This is a genomic window from Lentilactobacillus raoultii (assembly GCF_900411375.1).
GTDB classification, from domain to species: Bacteria; Bacillota; Bacilli; order Lactobacillales; family Lactobacillaceae; genus Lentilactobacillus; species Lentilactobacillus raoultii.
Window position 1 is genome coordinate 70,284 of sequence record NZ_LS422980.1, and the last position, 16,779, is coordinate 87,062.

11 protein-coding genes and 1 pseudogene are annotated in these 16,779 nt (G+C 45.1%); 4 read left to right on the forward strand and 8 right to left on the reverse strand.

Going from position 1 to position 16,779, the window contains the following annotated elements:
* Positions 1–129: 129 nt before the first annotated feature.
* Both ED605_RS00270 and ED605_RS00275 read left to right on the forward strand, forming a co-directional pair.
* Positions 130–1,083: an aldo/keto reductase gene (locus tag ED605_RS00270; RefSeq protein ID WP_121976938.1), complete on the forward strand. Its 954-nt coding sequence runs from the start codon at positions 130–132 to the stop codon at positions 1,081–1,083.
* A gap of 114 nt (positions 1,084–1,197) precedes the next feature.
* Positions 1,198–2,013 carry a DNA/RNA non-specific endonuclease gene (locus ED605_RS00275; RefSeq protein WP_121976939.1) on the forward strand — a complete coding sequence of 272 codons (816 nt, stop codon included), beginning with the start codon at positions 1,198–1,200 and terminating at the stop codon, positions 2,011–2,013.
* A 139-nt stretch (positions 2,014–2,152) separates the two neighbouring features.
* Here the strand turns inward: ED605_RS00275 and ED605_RS00280 are convergent, their stop codons facing one another.
* The 6 genes from ED605_RS00280 to sufC all read right to left on the reverse strand — a co-directional run bounded on the left by ED605_RS00280 (position 2,153) and on the right by sufC (position 8,051).
* On the reverse strand, positions 2,153–2,473 hold the full coding sequence (locus ED605_RS00280) for a metal-sulfur cluster assembly factor (RefSeq protein WP_121976940.1): 321 nt from the start codon (positions 2,471–2,473) through the stop codon (positions 2,153–2,155).
* A gap of 416 nt (positions 2,474–2,889) precedes the next feature.
* Positions 2,890–4,293, reverse strand: a complete 1,404-nt coding sequence (gene sufB, locus ED605_RS00285) for a Fe-S cluster assembly protein SufB (protein WP_121976941.1) — start codon at positions 4,291–4,293, stop codon at positions 2,890–2,892.
* Entirely contained in the window at positions 4,286–4,741 is a 456-nt protein-coding gene (gene sufU, locus ED605_RS00290) for a Fe-S cluster assembly sulfur transfer protein SufU (protein ID WP_121976942.1), read from the reverse strand. The genes sufB and sufU overlap by 8 nt, the downstream gene beginning before the upstream one ends.
* A complete protein-coding gene (locus ED605_RS00295) occupies positions 4,710–5,966 on the reverse strand; it encodes a cysteine desulfurase (RefSeq protein ID WP_121976943.1) in 1,257 nt (418 codons plus the stop codon). Before ED605_RS00295 ends, sufU begins: the two co-directional genes overlap by 32 nt.
* Positions 5,947–7,239, reverse strand: coding sequence for a Fe-S cluster assembly protein SufD (gene sufD, locus ED605_RS00300; protein WP_121976944.1), 1,293 nt, complete (start codon positions 7,237–7,239; stop codon positions 5,947–5,949). The genes ED605_RS00295 and sufD overlap by 20 nt, the downstream gene beginning before the upstream one ends.
* Before the next feature lie 2 nt (positions 7,240–7,241).
* Positions 7,242–8,051 carry a Fe-S cluster assembly ATPase SufC gene (gene sufC, locus ED605_RS00305; RefSeq protein WP_121976945.1) on the reverse strand — a complete coding sequence of 270 codons (810 nt, stop codon included), beginning with the start codon at positions 8,049–8,051 and terminating at the stop codon, positions 7,242–7,244.
* Positions 8,052–8,444: 393 nt separating this feature from the next.
* Here sufC and gltB point away from each other — a divergent pair.
* Together gltB and ED605_RS00315 are read left to right on the forward strand one after the other, a co-directional pair.
* Positions 8,445–12,907, forward strand: a pseudogene (gltB, locus tag ED605_RS00310) (glutamate synthase large subunit).
* A gap of 12 nt (positions 12,908–12,919) precedes the next feature.
* Complete coding sequence (locus tag ED605_RS00315) at positions 12,920–14,353, forward strand: glutamate synthase subunit beta (RefSeq protein ID WP_121976946.1); 1,434 nt, start codon at positions 12,920–12,922, stop codon at positions 14,351–14,353.
* A gap of 57 nt (positions 14,354–14,410) precedes the next feature.
* Here ED605_RS00315 and ED605_RS00320 read toward each other — a convergent pair whose 3' ends face one another.
* Both ED605_RS00320 and abc-f read right to left on the reverse strand, forming a co-directional pair.
* The gene (locus ED605_RS00320) at positions 14,411–14,935 is read right to left on the reverse strand and encodes an ASCH domain-containing protein (protein WP_225418996.1); all 525 of its coding nucleotides are present in this window, start codon (positions 14,933–14,935) and stop codon (positions 14,411–14,413) included.
* 4 nt (positions 14,936–14,939) lie between these two features.
* Complete coding sequence (abc-f, locus tag ED605_RS00325) at positions 14,940–16,454, reverse strand: ribosomal protection-like ABC-F family protein (RefSeq protein ID WP_121976948.1); 1,515 nt, start codon at positions 16,452–16,454, stop codon at positions 14,940–14,942.
* Positions 16,455–16,779: the final 325 nt, after the last annotated feature.

Sequence of the window (16,779 nt, forward strand, 5' to 3'; positions counted from 1 at the left end):
ATATCATATGACGCATTTGGCACGCCAGAAACAGCCTTTAAATTTCCCCAATCAGCCAATGTTCGCTTTCACCCACCCCCGCTTTTGGCTTATAATTAAGAGGTACCAATAAAGGAGGTTCTTTTATTTATGAAGACTGTCAAAATCGGTGGGACGCACTTTGAAGCATCTGCCGTTGCACTTGGTATCATGCGCATGGCCGGAATGGCCACCGCAGACGCCGCTAAAACGCTAAAGGCTGCCCATGAAGCCGGTATCAATTATATTGACTCGGCTGACATTTACGGTGAGGGTGGTTCGGAGAAAACTTTCAAAGAAGCGCTCAAAGCTTCCGGTATTCCCCGAGATGATTTATACATTCAATCAAAGGGTGGCATCATCCTCGATCCAAAGCGCAGTCATGATGGACTGGTCTTTGGCGCCCGATATGATTTTTCAAAGCAACACCTGATTGATGCCGTTGACGGAATTCTTCAACGAATGGGTATCGATTATTTAGACGCCTTTCTGTTACACCGACCGGATCCACTGATGGAAGCTGATGATATTGCCGATGCTTTCGACACCCTCCAACGAGAAGGTAAGGTTCGTCACTTCGGTGTTTCCAACTTCAACCCACAACAAGTAGAAATGGTGCAGTCTTGGGTTAGTCAGCGACTGCTAATCAACCAGTTGCAATTTAACGTCGTTCACTCCGGCATGATTCGCGAAGGGATGCACGTTAATATGATTGATGATGCCAGTCTCGATCACGATGGCGGTATTCTGGAATATAGCCGTCGTAAACACATGACCATTCAAGCTTGGTCACCATTTAACTACGGCTTGTTTGCCGGAATGTACATCAATGATCCAAAATATCCTAAACTAAATAAAAAACTAGAAGAACTCGGCGAGAAGTACCACGCCTCAAAGAACGCGATTGCGACTGCCTGGATTCTTCGTCATCCTGCTCACGTTCAAGTGTTACTCGGTACCATGAATCCGGAACACATTAAGGATAGTGCTGCCGGTGCTGACATTGAGCTAACCAAGCAGGAATGGTACAATCTGTACTTCGCAGCAGGCAATGATTTGCCTTAATGAGTTAAATCTGTTTGGCTGCAAGCTAATTTGACTTAACAATAACCAAAAAATGATGCTCAGCGGTGACAACCTGTGGCCGCTGAGTTTTTGTTGCCTAAGGACGATTTTAATATGAGTAAACGCAGAAAAAAGAACCGGCAATCAAACAGGCTGTTTGGTTGGCTGGTGACAGTGATCGTTTTAGCCGGAGCCTGGTACTTTACCGGTGGTCAACCAAGTTCACTAACTGATTTATTCAATCAGGCCACCCAAACGATCAATCAAACAACTAAAAATAACGTTTCAAATGATCAACTAGCGAAATTAACCTATCACTCTGGTGAGTCAAGCTTCGTCTACGTCAATCATAATCGGGCCAAATTAAATCCCCAAAAGTGGCGGACCAACTACGTCGTTTATTCAAATTTAGATACTTTAAACCGGACCAGCCGCGGCAACTTAGCTTACTTAGAACGTCGCAACCTGGCTTCTGATGACAACCGAGTTCGTCAATTCGTCGAACCAACTGCCTGGCACCAAAAATTTGTAGATCGCCAACCGATTATCAACCGGGGTCATTTAATCGCTTATTCCATCTCAAAAGGCATTAATCAAAATGGCCATTACAGCCCCGGTGACACTTCCGGCGACCAAAACAATCCTAAAAACCTGTTTACCCAGACCGCCTTTTCCAATCAACGGGTTCAAACAATTTATGAACAAAAAATCCGGTCTGCGTTAAAAGCCGGCAAGCGGGTGATTTTCTTTGCCAAGCCGATTTTCAGGGGCAAAGAATTGATGGCCCGAGGAATTCACCTCGAGGCCATCAGTACAGATCGGACGCTTAATTTTAATGTCTATCTGTTTAATGTGCAACCCAAGGTGACCTTTAACTACACTACCGGTCGGTCAACGATTGATCGCCAAATGAACGTGCCAGCGCCTTAAGTAATTGTTTTGAATCCAAGCTCACTCACGTAGATTGGCTTGAAAGCTTTCATAAGTTTGCCACCATATCATTAAATAAATGGTCCTCATCACAGCTAACAACTTGCTAGCTATGATGAGGACCATTTTTGATTTGAATTTAATGAATACCTAGTTCCAACTTGGCCTCTCTTGACATTTTGTCAATCGACCAGGCCGGTTCAAAGACAACGTTAATATAAACGTCTTTTACTTCATCAAACCCGGTTAATTCTTCACGAATTGCTTCATCTAGATAATCCGTTAATGGACATCCAGCAATTGTCAACGTCATCGTTAGTGTACATAATCCCTTATCATCCAATTCGACGCCGTAAATTAAACCCAGATTAACAATATCAATACCTAATTCCGGATCGATCACGTTTTCCAAGACGTCTAAAGCTTTCTCTTTAAATGGCCGATTATTAACTTCACTCATTCGTGATACCTCCTTGTTGGGTTTTGGGGCTGTCTGCTTAATGGTTTGAGGACAGCTACTCCAAGCAACATCGCTCCGTATAAGGGATTGATTCAAAAAATCCAAGCCCAGGATTTTCCGAATCAACGCCTTATCCTCCGGATGCTAACCGCTTGAATCCGCTCACTATCCTTAGGACAGCTCCTCAAAGCAATCTACTGCGTCTAAGGGATCGAATGGCAAAAAGCCAAGCCCAGGCTTTCCGCCATTCGACGCCTTAGTCTCCGTAGATTAACCGCTTTAATCCGCTCACTATCCTTAGGACAGCTACCAAAAGCAACACCACTCCTGATAAGAGATCAATCTGAAAAATCCCAAAACAGGATTTCCCAGATTGACGTCTTATCATCCGGGTGTTAATCGCTTTTGTTCGCTCACTATCCGATTGATCCCTCCATTTCAAAGCTGATTAATCGGTTCAGCTCGACAGCGTATTCCATCGGGAGCTCCTTAGTGAACGGCTCCACAAAACTCATGATGATCATTTCCGTCGCCTTTTGTTCAGAAATTCCCCGTGACATTAAGTAATAAAGCTGTTCCTCAGAGATTTTCGACACTTTGGCCTCATGCTCCATCGAAACGTTGTCATTCAAAATTTCATTATACGGAATTGTATCACTGGTTGATTTATCATCCATAATGATCGTGTCACATTCAACGTGGGCAAACGAACCGTCCGAGTGCCGACCAAATTTAACTTTCCCACGATAGTCCACAGCACCACCATCTTTAGAAATTGATTTGGAAATCACTGATGATGACGTGTTAGGGGCATTATGGATCATTTGGGCACCGGTATCCGAGTCAATATTTTTACCAGCCACCGCAATTGACAGCATTGTTCCCCGGGCACCCTCACCATTTAAGTAAACAGACGGATATTTCATGGTAATTTTAGAGCCTAAATTTCCATCAACCCATTCCATAATCGCGTTATCCAACGCCTGGGCCCGCTTGGTTTCCAAACTGTACACATTGTTCGACCAGTTTTGAATCGTCGTGTAGCGGCAATAGGCATTCGGCAACACGTTAACTTCAACGACTGCCGCATGCAGACTATCACTCTTATAAGTCGGCGCCGTACAGCCCTCAACGTATTCCAAGTGAGCGCCCTCATCCACAATAATCAGGGTTCGTTCAAATTGGCCGGACTTTTCGGCATTAATTCGGAAGTAGGACTGAATCGGCGTTGTCACCGTGACGCCCTTTGGCACATAAATAAACGTGCCACCGGACCATACCGCCGAATTGAGCGCCGCATATTTATTATTTGTTGGTTTTACCAATTTGCCAAACCATTTTTTGAACAGATCCGGATACTTTTTCAATGCAGTATCCGTGTCTGTAAAGATGATGCCCAACTTATCGAATTGCTCTTCCATCTTGTGGTAGACCACTTCGGACTCGTACTGGGCCGAGGAGCCTGCCAGATATTTTCGCTCCGCTTGGGGCACGCCCAACCGGTCAAAAGTTGTCTTAATATCCTGAGGCACATCATCCCAATCACGATACTGCTTATCCGTTGCCCGTTGGAAAAACTTCATGTGTTCCAAATCAAGGCCGGTTAAATCCGGGCCAAAACCCGGCTCAGCCATTTTTAAATAGGCATGATAAGCTTTCAAGCGATAATCCAACATCCACTGGGGTTCATCTTTGGCCTTTGAAATTTCACGAACCTTTTCTTCAGTTAACCCCAGGCCGGTTGAATAAACGGGCTTCACATCATCATGAAAGCCGAATTCATAGTCTTTATCATCAAGTACTTCTGAAACGTCAGTCATCTGCCCCACTTCCTTCCTCATTCAACACTTCATCCATTGCGTGCCATGCCAGTGCCGCACACTTGATTCTAGTTGGAAACTCTGCCACCGTGCCAACAATGGCCGCATCTCCCAATAATTCTTCATCGGCTTCATCAATATCATCACCGCTGATTAACTTGGAAAACGCTAAAATCAATCTTCGAGCCGTCGGAACGTCCTTACCAAGAAGAACCGTTGTCATCAAACTGGCAGAAGCTTGGGAAATGGTGCATCCCGAACCGTCAAACGCAACGTCAGCAATTTTGTTATCCTTAACAACCACCGAAACCTTGATCACATCACCACAGGTTGGATTTTTCAATCGTTTTTCACCCGTTGGATTAGCTAATTCGCCCTTGTGTCGGGGAAATTGAGCATGATCGATAATCACCGTTTTATATAGTTCGTTCAGCTTTGCCAATCCCATTTGCGAAAAACTCCTTTACTTCATTCAATCCATCAAGTAAACGGTCGGCTTCTTCCTTTGTGTTGTAGAAATAGAAGCTGGCCCGGCAGGTTGCTTCACAACTTAGATATTCCATTAACGGTTGGGCACAGTGGTGGCCGGCTCGAACGGCAATGCCATCCATATCCAAACCAGTTGCGACGTCATGGGGATGCAAGCCATTTAAATTAAATGACAGGACCCCGGTATGCTTAGCCGGATCATGCGGACCATACACCGTGATGCCGTCAATCTGTAATAATTTGGGCAAGGTATAATCAACCAATTCCTGTTCGTAGGCCTGAATGTTATCCATGCCCAATTGAGTTAAATAATCGACCGCACTTCCCAGTGCAATGGCGCCACTAATATTCGGTGTCCCGGCTTCATACTTCCAAGGAGATTCTTTCCAATCGGCAGCGTGTTCATGGACTTCGTTAATCATTTCGCCACCGAACTGAGCCGGTTCCATTTGATCAAGGTCTTCCGGTTTGCCATACAGAATGCCGATGCCGGTTGGTGCCAACATCTTATGACCTGAAAAAGCGTAAAAATCAACGTCCAGATCTTGAACATTCACTTTCAAATGAGGTGTGGACTGAGCGCCGTCAGCAATCATATAGGCCCCGTGCTGATGAGCCAGCTGAGTCAACTCCTTAATCGGATTGAGGACGCCCATAACGTTTGAAGCATGCGCAATTGAAACGATCTTGGTCCGATCGGTAATTTGCTTTTTAGCATCCGCCATATCCAACTCACCATCAGCCGTTAAGCCGATATACTTTAAGGTTGCGTGCTGCTTCTTGGCAACCTGCTGCCAAGGTACTACATTACTATGGTGTTCCAATTCTGAAATGACGATTTCATCGCCTTCGTTGACGACACTGTTGCCAAAGCTCGACGCAATCCAATTCAAACTTTCCGTTGTGGAACGGGTATAAATAACTGATTTGCGGCTTGGCGCATTAATGAATGCCGCTACTTTATCCCGAGCTGCTTCGAATTCTTCAGTTGCCCGTTCAGCTAAGGTATGGACACCACGGTGAACGTTTGCGTTGTCATGTTCATAGTAGTGGACCAGTGAATTTAAGACACTCACCGGCTTTTGAGTTGTCGCCGCATTATCCAGGTAAACCAGCGGTTCGCCATTCACTTTTTGGTCAAGAATCGGGAAATCCGATCTTGAATTATTCAATCCCTTGCTCATTTGAAAGCTTCCTTTCCATCATCTCTACCATTTGCTCTCTGACTTCCTCAACTGGAATGTCTCGTAGGACAACGCCCAGAAAGCCTCGAACAACCAACCGTTTGGCAACCTTTTTGGAAAGGCCGCGACTCATCAGATAATACAGCTGTTTTTTATTAATTTGTCCCACACTGGCAGCGTGACCGGCAATCACATCATTTTCATCAATCAGTAAAATCGGATTGGCATCTCCGTGGGCCTTGGGTGACAACATCAATACCCGATTTTCTTGCTGGGCCTTGGCACCGTGAGCGCCATGAATAATTTTGCCAACCCCGTTAAAAATCAGGGTTGAGCGATCCAGCAAGACCCCACGCTGTAAAATATTGCCTTCAGAATGACGGCCGTAATTAGTGACTTGGGTATCCAATCCTTGAACCTGGCGGCCAGTGGACAAAGCGACGGTTTGCATTTCTGTATGTGAGCCGTCACCTTTTAGATCGGAGTCAAAATCAGCGACAGTATAACCATCATTTAAGACGCCCATCGTCCAATCAATTCGAGCACCATTGGCCAGGTAACCCCGCCGATTATAGTAAGCGTAAGTCTTCTCACCCAGTGTATCCAACGCGGAAAATTTGACGTAACTATCGTCTTCAGCCACGATCTCAACTGTCACATGGGCCGGATTAATCTGATCACCAATGGTTGAAACCCGTTGGAGAACAGAAAAATGGCTGTTGGCACCGGCGAGAATTAATGTATGGTTAACAAAATTTTCTTGGCCCCGACTATCTTGAACCGCCATTAAATTAACTGGCTGCTCCAGTGTGACGTTATCAGGGACATAAAGAAAGGTCCCGCCGTTCATCAAAGCGGCATTAACGGCCGTCAAGCGATTTTCACGGTAGTCAACTGCTTTTGCGAAAAGATTTTTTGACAACAGCTCACTATGATCTCGAACCGCCGTCTGCATATCACACAAAATAACACCCTGATCTTTTAAAGTGTCATTAAGCTGATTTTTAAAGGTTTGTTTCCCAACACTCACAAAATGGTAATGATCCGTTGCATCCAATAATTGGCTTGGATCATCACGAACCGGCTGCTCAGTCTCGGCAAAGTTGAGCAACGGCCATGAGTGGTAATTGACCTTATCAAATACCGGTAGTGTCAATTGATCAATCTGCTGCCAAGCTTTTTGACGCAGATTCGTCAACCACTCAGGCTCATGATCAAATTGAGCTTGTTTTAATAATCCCGGATTTAATTTTCGGGTTTTCGTTGAAAGCATGGCTACTTCCCTCCCCCAACACTGACATCGTCGTCAACCAGATTGACATCCAGGCCCAATTCATCTTTCAAGCCGGCGTAACCTTCTGCTTCCAGTTTTTCTGCCAAACTGGCGTCACCGGTTTTAACAATTCGGCCATCCATCATGACGTGAACCTGATCCGGATGGATATAGTTCAATAATCGTTGATAGTGAGTAATCATTAAGGTGCCGAAGTCGGGGCTTGCCATATGATTAACCCCTTTGGCAACCACTTGAAGCGCATCAATATCAAGGCCTGAATCGATTTCGTCGAGAATCGCAAACTTTGGCTGGATCATCATTAGCTGAAGAATTTCATTACGCTTCTTTTCACCACCGGAAAAGCCTTCGTTTAAGTAACGTTCAGTCATCTCATCCGACATATTCAAAACTTTCAGGTTTTCATCAAGTTTCTTCAAGAACTTTCGGATTGGTAGTGGTTTATCACAGGTCGCATTAACAGCCGTCCGCATGAATTCCAAATTGGTAATCCCTTTAATTTCGACCGGGTACTGCATCGCCAGGAACAAGCCGGCGCGGGCCCGTTCATCAACTTTTTTGTCTAAAAGGCTTTCCCCATCCAGGGTAATGTCACCCTGGGTAACGTGATAATTCGGGTTCCCCATAATTGTTTCAGACAGAGTCGATTTCCCGGTTCCGTTTGGTCCCATGATCGCGTGAGTTTCACCCGTGTTAATGACCAAGTTGACACCTTTCAAAATTTCCTGCTGTTTCTTGGTTTCTTCATCCTCAACTGCGACGTGAAGATCCGTTACTTTTAAAGTTGCCATGTTGCGATTCTCCCTTCCATGATGTCTGTTTCAATTAACATTATACCTTCTGGACTATGTATTTTTACATACATTTGGAATATTTGTAGAAATAATTTTCCCGCAAATCCGTACCATTAAAATTAGATTAAATTATAAACGCTTCCGACCCACTTTTGCAATACCAAACTTAATATTCATTTAGAATTTTCTGATTTTTGCGAATGGAATAATTGATACTTAAAATTATTCTTATTCAGTTATTCACATATTTCATATATTAATAAGGAAAATCCCGACTTTTTTATTAACAAATTCAAAAAAAGATTGTAATTTTGCAATTATTAGAATATTATGAGAACTACACAATTGGTATGGACAATCTAAGTTTAAATTATTAAGGTAGGTGGTTTCATGGATCGCTTAAAGGATGACGACAAATTAATGTACTCACCTAAATTTGAGCATGCAGCCTGTGGGATGGGCTTTATTACTCAAGTGGATGGCCATCCGAGTCACGAAATTGTGGAAAAAGCGCTGACCATGTTACAAAGAATGAATCATCGTGGTGGTACCGGGGCCGAACCCGATACTGGTGATGGTGCCGGGATTTTAATGGCACTTCCGGACGCGTTTTTCCGCAATCAAATGGCAAAATATGAGTTAACATTACCAAAGTTCGGTGACTACGCAGTCGCCCAACTCTTTTTACCCCATGACGCTGATGAAAAGGCGTCAATGCTAAAAGCTGTTACCAGTCAAATTGATGCCGCCGGCTTTCCGGTGCTTTGGACCCGTAACGTGCCGTTTGTGTACGAAAATTGTGGTCCAGCAGCCCAGCAATCAATGCCCGGCTTCGTCCAAGTTGTTTTACAACGTCCGGTTGATATTAACCCGGGCCAGGATTTTGAAGATCATCTTTACATTTTAAGGCGTCAATTGGAAAAAACTTTTGACCGTCAATCAATGTATATTTGTTCCCTATCGAGCCGCACAATTGTTTACAAGGGCATGTTGCACGCTTATCAAGTCAGTCTCTTCTATCCGGATCTACATGATCCCCAGATGAAGAGTGCGATTTGCTTAATTCACTCCCGTTTTTCAACCAATACGTTTCCAAGTTGGGATCGGGCTCAACCCTTTAGATTCTTAGCGCATAACGGTGAAATCAATACATTAAAGGGCGCCGAAAACTGGATGACCAGTCACGGCATCGAAATTTATGACGAAGACGATTCCGATTCCGCTAAACTGGAAAATTGTATGGAATACTTATACCGCCATGGCCGCTCGATTCCACAATCATTGATGATGATGGTGCCGGAAGCTTGGGGCAGTGGCACAGAAATGTCAGATGAGCAACGGGCATTTGATGAATACAATGCCACGTTCATGGCACCTTGGGATGGGCCAGCTGCACTTTGCTTTACCGATGGCATTCAGGTTGGGGCCTTTCTTGATCGAAATGGCTTACGGCCTTCCCGCTTCACATTAACCAAAGACAACCAATTAGTGGTTGCCTCGGAATCCGGCGTTGTCGATGTCGATCCAAGTGATATCGTCGATAAAGGAATCCTGGCTCCGGCTGAAATGATTCTGGTTGATACCAGTACCGGCAGAATTTCCAAAACGGATGAGCTCAGCGTGAATGCGCCGAAGCTCATCCCTATCAACAATGGCTCAATGCCAACCGTCTGACACTTGATAAATTACCTGAAGTTAAACCAGAGGCCAGTATCTCAAAGGAAAGTTTAAAGAAACTATGGCTTCGAAACGGGTACACCCACGAGGTGATTCAAACCGCTTTGATTCCAATGGCCAAAAATGGCGGCGAGCCGGTTGTTGCGATGGGCTTTGATTCCCCATTAGCTGTTTTAAGTAAAAAACCGCAATCATTGTTTACCTACTTCAAACAATCCTTTGCCCAAGTCACCAACCCACCAATTGATCCGCTGCGAGAAAAAGTGGTGATTGGCACCTTTGGCTTTCTTGGTCGAGATGGTGACTGTACCAAAGATACGGCTGAAAACTGTCATAAATTAAAAATCAACCGTCCTATCTTAAATGATCAAGAGTACGCCAAGATCCTGAGTTTGGATCTCCCCTCCCTAAAAGTCGCCCAATTATCGTTGGCTTACGATTTGACGGATACACCTGATCGACTGGCGCACGTACTGAAGGAACTGTTTACTCAAGCAGAAAATGCAATTGATAACGGGGCCACCATTTTGGTATTGAGTGATCGCCCGGTTGCCGATAATCAGATGACGATTCCGGTTCTTTTAGCCGTTTCCGGCTTACACAATTATTTGGTTCGCCAAGGAAAGGGCACGGCTGCTTCGATTGTCGTCGATACTGCCGAAGCGTGTGAAATTCACCACTTTGCCTGCCTCTTGGGTTACGGTGCCGCTGCGATCCATCCTTATGGCGCATTTGCGACTTTACGAGAACGCGGACTGGAAAACCACTTGGAAGACTATTGCCATGCATCAACCAAGGGAATCATTAAGATCATGAGCCGAATGGGGATTTCAACTACCGCCGGCTATCAAGGTGCTCAGTTATTTGAAGCAGTTGGTCTTTCCGATGAAGTAGTTGAACAATACTTTACCGGGACCCCCACCCGAATCGGTGGCATTAGTTTAAATCAAATTGAAGATGAATATTATCGAAAGTATCAGTTGACCTTTAGTAACCACTCCGTTGACGATTTGCCTTCCGGTGGCAGTTTTCAATATAAAGTCGACGGCGAAGAGCATCTCTATAATCCAAAGAGTATTTACCAATTCCAAAAAGCCGTCCGAACCGGCGATTATCAAGAATATCAAAAGTACACGGCTGAAATGAATAAAGAAGCCCAAGAAAGCCCGGTCACCCTGCGGTCCATGTGGCGAATTGAAAAAAATGGCAATAAACCGGTGCCCCTAAGTGAGGTTGAGCCGGTTAGTTCAATTGTGAAACGTTTCAAATCTGGGGCAATGAGTTTTGGTGCCCTCTCAGAAGAAGCACATGAAACAATTGCCATTGCGATGAATAAGCTGGGAGCCCGCAGTAACTCCGGTGAAGGTGGCGAAAGTCGAAGTCGCTTCCACGTTGGTGCCGATGGACTTAATCGCAACAGTAAGATTAAGCAGGTGTCAACCGCTCGCTTTGGCGTAAATACTGAATACCTGATGAGTGCTGAAGAAATTCAAATCAAAATGGCTCAGGGTGCCAAGCCGGGTGAAGGTGGTCAGCTGCCTGCCGGAAAAGCTTATCCGTGGGTTGCCAGCATCCGGGGTTCGATCGCCGGCGTCCAGTTAATCTCACCGCCACCTCACCATGATATTTACTCAATTGAAGATCTGGCTCAGTTAATCTATGACTTAAAACAGGTCAACCCCTACGCCAAGATTAATGTTAAGCTGGTCTCTTCAACTGGTGTTGGCACCATTGCAGCCGGCGTGGTTAAAGCCGGCGCCAATACGGTTGTCATTTCAGGTTACGATGGCGGTACCGGTGCTGCACCACGAAATTCAACCCGTGACTGTGGTCTGCCATGGGAAATGGGCTTGGCCGATGCTCACCAAACCTTGGCCCTCAACAAATTACGACAGCGAACTACGCTGGAAGTCGACGGTAAGTTGCTAACTGGCCGAGACATTGCCATTGCCATCATGTTGGGCGCCGAAGAATTCAGTTTTGCGACCCTGACGATGGTTTCCATCGGTTGTGTTATGATGCGAAAATGCAACCTTAACACTTGCCCAGTTGGTATCACGACCCAAAATCCGGCGCTACGTAAACTATACGCTGGTCGACCTGAACACGTCATTAACATGATGCACTTTTTGGCTGAAGATCTGCGGGAACAAATGGCAGCTTTAGGTTATCGCACTGTTGATCAAATGGTTGGTCACGGTGAACATTTGAAGCCAAGATACATGCCATCCGGCAAATCCAAAACACTTAATTATGATCGCATGCTAAATAAAACCATTACCATTGAGCGTAAAAAAGCCAATCCATTCAAGCCAAAGTACGACTGGCCGGATTTGGACCGGTTTGCTGAAACCAGTTTGAAAAATCATAATGCTACCACAATCAACCTGCCAATCAGCAACGTTGATCGGGCAGTTGGGACCCGGCTGGGTGGTTGGATCGGAGCCCACTTTGGCAACTATGGTTTAAAACCGGGACAACTGCGGTTTAATTATCATGGCACGGCTGGCCAAAGTTTTGGTGCCTTTATTACCAAAGGACTTGAAATCAAGCTGGTGGGCGAAGCCAACGACTACGTAGGCAAAGGCTTATCCGGTGGCCGACTAATTGTGGCCGCTCCGCATCAAGCCAAAGAACTTTATACCCATTCACCAATTGTCGGTAACGTGGCCTGCTTTGGTGCAACCGGCGGTGAAGCCTACTTTAACGGCCGGGCTGGCGAACGATTCTGTGTCCGTAATTCTGGTGCCAACGTGGTCGTTGAAGGGGTCGGCAATAACGGTTGTGAATACATGACCGGCGGTGTCGCTGTTATTCTTGGCCGCACTGGGCGTAATTTCGCTGCCGGGATGTCAGGTGGTGTCGCCTATGTTTACGACTGGACCCATGATTTCAAAAAAAATTGTAACCGTGATCTGGTTGACCTCTATCATCTGGATGAGGCCGGTGATGATAGCATTTTGCAAGAACTCCTAAAGAAACACGTTCAATACACCGATTCTGAAACTGCCCGTAAGATTCTGGATAATTGGGAAATCGAAAAACAGACCTTTATCAAAGTTTATCCTCGTGACTATCACAAGATGCGTAAACTGATTCGTGACTACACTAAACCGGGAATTTCAGAAGAAAAAGTGATTGAAAAAGCCTTTTACACGGCTACCAGTCAAGATTAGGAGGAATTCAAAATGGCAGATCCAAGAGGATTTTTAAAATACCCCAGAAAAGATAATCCGATGCGGCCAATTATGCAGCGCGTCAAGGATTTTAACGCGATGGAATTGGATTTAAGCGATGCTGATCGACGTCAACAGGCTGCCCGTTGCATGAACTGTGGCATTCCATTTTGTCACCACGGGGTTTTCTTCGGCGGTGGCCGAGCAGTTAGTGGCTGTCCAAACGACAATTTGATTCCCGAATGGAATGACTTGGTATACCGTGATCAGGATCGCCGGGCATTTGAACGATTGAGTCGAACCAATATGCTGCCGGATATGACCGGTCGGGTTTGTCCGGCTCCCTGCGAGGTTTCCTGTGTCCAAGCGTTAAATGGTCCCGGAATTACCATTCGAAACAACGAAAAATTTATTATCGAACAAGCCTTTAAAAATGGCTGGGTGGTTGACTCTGGCAAACCGCTGCACCGAACCGGCAAAAAGATTGCCGTTATCGGCAGCGGGCCAGCTGGTATCTCTGCGGCTTGGCGTTTAAATCAGCTTGGCCATTCGGTCACTTTGTTTGAGCGTGACGATCGTTTTGGCGGCTTTCTAATGTATGGCATCCCAAATATGAAATTGCCGAAAGAAATCGTCCAGCGCCGAATCAAAACCCTTTCACAGGTGGGCATTGAATTAGTTCCCAACACCGAAGTTGGTAAAGACATTTCAGCAGCTGAACTTAAGCAGCAATTTGACCGAATTGTTCTTTGTACCGGTGCCCGTCAAGCCCGTGACCTCGACGTTAAGGGCCGCGACCTGACGGGAATCTATCAAGCGGCTGAATTTCTGAAAATGGCTACTAAGGACGTGCTGAAAAATGGCACCCAGGCTAACAATCGTTTGAAAGGCAAACACGTTCTGATTCTTGGCGGTGGTGATACCGGTAATGATTGTATCGGCACCGCGATCCGCCAAGGTTGTGCCGGGATTACCCAATTGGAAATCACACCGGCCCTGCCTAAAGAACGAACCCCACAAAATCAATGGCCTGAGTGGCCAATGGTTTTGAAAACCGGTTATGGGCAAAAGGAAGCCAAGGCATTGTTTGGCGACATCACCAAGTATTCGTCAACTGCTACCGCCTTCTTTGGTGAAAAAGGCCACGTTCAAGAAGCTGAGATCAGCCAGGTGGATCATTTCAAGCCAATTCCCGGTACCGGCAAAAAAGTTAAAGCCGACGTTGTTGTCCTGGCAATGGGCTTTACCGGCGCCGAACAGTGGTTGTTTGACCAATTCAGCATCACCAAGAAAAACGGTAACTATACAACCAACGACAATCAGGTTTACGTTGCCGGTGACTGTCGACGCGGTCCCAGCCTCGTCATTTGGGGCATCCATGAAGGCCGCATGTGTGCTGAAAAAATTGATGCATCATTGCAAACTTTGGCAAGTGCCAAATTATAAGTCGTTTAATTAAAAGGTGACCGTTCCCACAGAACCCCTGTGAGGACGATCACCTTTTTAATTGGCGTGCCTTTTTAACCAAAGTTCGCGCACCGCTTGCCAACTCTTAGTTGCTTCGAATTGCTTTTGGTATTTTTTCGGCATTTGACGATAACCAATAGCCATCAATGGCCGCTGGTACTGATTAATAAAATCGATTGCCTGATCACTCGTTTGATCTTGGCGATAAGCCAGTAACGAGTGAGTCAGATCTGGTAAACGTGTGATTTTAGCATCATCAACCTCATAGAAGTGAAGCCGGCCTTTTACCGGAAACGGTTTGACCAAATCAACCACTTGAACCGGCCAAGCATAATTACCATAGTGCTTTTCTCGTGACACCCGGCCAATCGAAATTATCGCAAGTGCCAGGCCATTCGCCAATCCCCAGCCAAAGTCAGTCGCTGACGGGGTGGCCGCACTAACCAACAAAAAGGTGGTGACTTTTCCCGGCAGCCAGCTTCGATATTCGAATGGCTTTTGGCCAATAATGATTTGCCAAGCATATGGTTGTTTAATCGACAGCGCCTTCAATGATCCCATCTCCTTAATGAGTTTCCTTAGCCAAGTTAATTGGCGCTTCTGTCGCAATGGCCTTCACAAAATCCTGATCATGATCGATCACCAGCATCGTCGGTTGAACCGCTAAAATTAACGCCTGAATTTGGCGCCTAGTGATCACATCCAAATAGTTTAAGGGCTCATCCCAAAGATAGAAATTAGCAGGTTCGCATAATGAGCGGGCCAACGACACTTTACGTTTCTGACCCATACTGAGATCAGCCAGATTTTTAGAAAAAGCACTTCTTTCAAAGCCTAATTTTCGCAGCATATTTAAAAGGCTCGATAAGTCAATGTCAAAATTAGCGGCGTAATCCGGCAAATCACCGGTCAACGTTTCAAAATTCTGCATGAGATAAGAAATTTTAACTGTCCGGCTCAACTCATAACTGCCATGGGCAATCAACTGTTTCTGACCCAAAAGGGCTTTTAGAATTGTTGTTTTGCCAAAACCATTAGGAGCCTGTAAAACAAGCCGCTGCCCTTTTTGCAAATCAATTGTTAATGGCCAATTCAAAATCCTTTGATTGCGCCACACCTGAAATTCTGCCAATCTCAAAATGTGCTTTTGATAAGGCGGTTGATAATTCAAGGTTAACGGCACCACCTCATCCACATTTTTTAACAGTGACTTTCTTTTATCAATATCTGCTTCGGTTCGCTTGAGTGTGTTTTTAGAACGTTTCATCACCTTAGCCGCTTTATGGCCAATAAACCCTTTATCAAGATCAACCGTTTTTTGACCGCGATAACTCGCTTTTGATTTTTTGTTTTCTGATTGGCCGGCCCATTGCTTCACCTGATCGGCAGTTGCTTGCAGCCGTTTGATTTCAGTTTGCAAATGACGCTTCTCATTATGTTCCGCCAAATTTTGCCGGTTATACTCGTGTTGCCACGTCTCATAATTGCCGTCAAAAAGTTGAATTTTTGCCCGGTCGATCGACAACACATGGTCAATCACCTGATCCATAAAGTGTCGATCATGGCTGACAACAATGAACCCCCGCTTGGTTTGCAAATAGTTGGCAACTGTCTGCCGACCAATCATATCCAAATGGTTTGTTGGCTCATCGATCAGCTGAAAGGTGCCATCATCGACAAATAATCCAGCCAGTAGTAATTTAGTCCGTTCACCGGGACTCAACGTCGAAAAAGGTCGTGTCAACAGGGCATCGGTAAGCCCTAATTTATTCATTTCTAATTGAACTTTCCATAAGTCATTGTCAGCTAAACCCGTAATGGCTTTTAAAATGTCCGATGTCTTCGCCGTTGGATTAGCAATCGGTTGCGGAAAATATTTAAATCGGACACTTGATTGAATTTCTCCCGAATAAACGTATTTCCCAAGTAACAGTTTTAAAAAAGTCGTTTTTCCACGACCATTTCGACCAATCAGGCCCAATTTCCAACTTTCATCAATATTTAAACTGAATCGATTAAACAAATTCTTTGTCATGTCACTATACCGAAATGACAGATTTTTCACTTGAATGTTTCCCATAAACACGTCGCCCCCGATTTAACGGGGCAGCTGTCCAATTCACTCTTAAAAGCTAATCCCCGTTGCAACCAAATTGCCCACGGGAATCGTCAATCTTATTCAAATCGCTGATGCCATTCTTTGAGTAGCAGCCACTCAAAACAACAAGCCATTGAAATTCACAAATCGCACAGACTACCCCTGTCTTAAAAAAAACCAGTTGGTATTTAATTCTGATTAACGATTTGTTAGTTTCAACGCTTGGTCACATCCTTGTTTAGTATAAACTTAAAATAACATACTGAAATCGCCATTTCAAGTCGGTGCATCATTCCAAGTTCCCAAT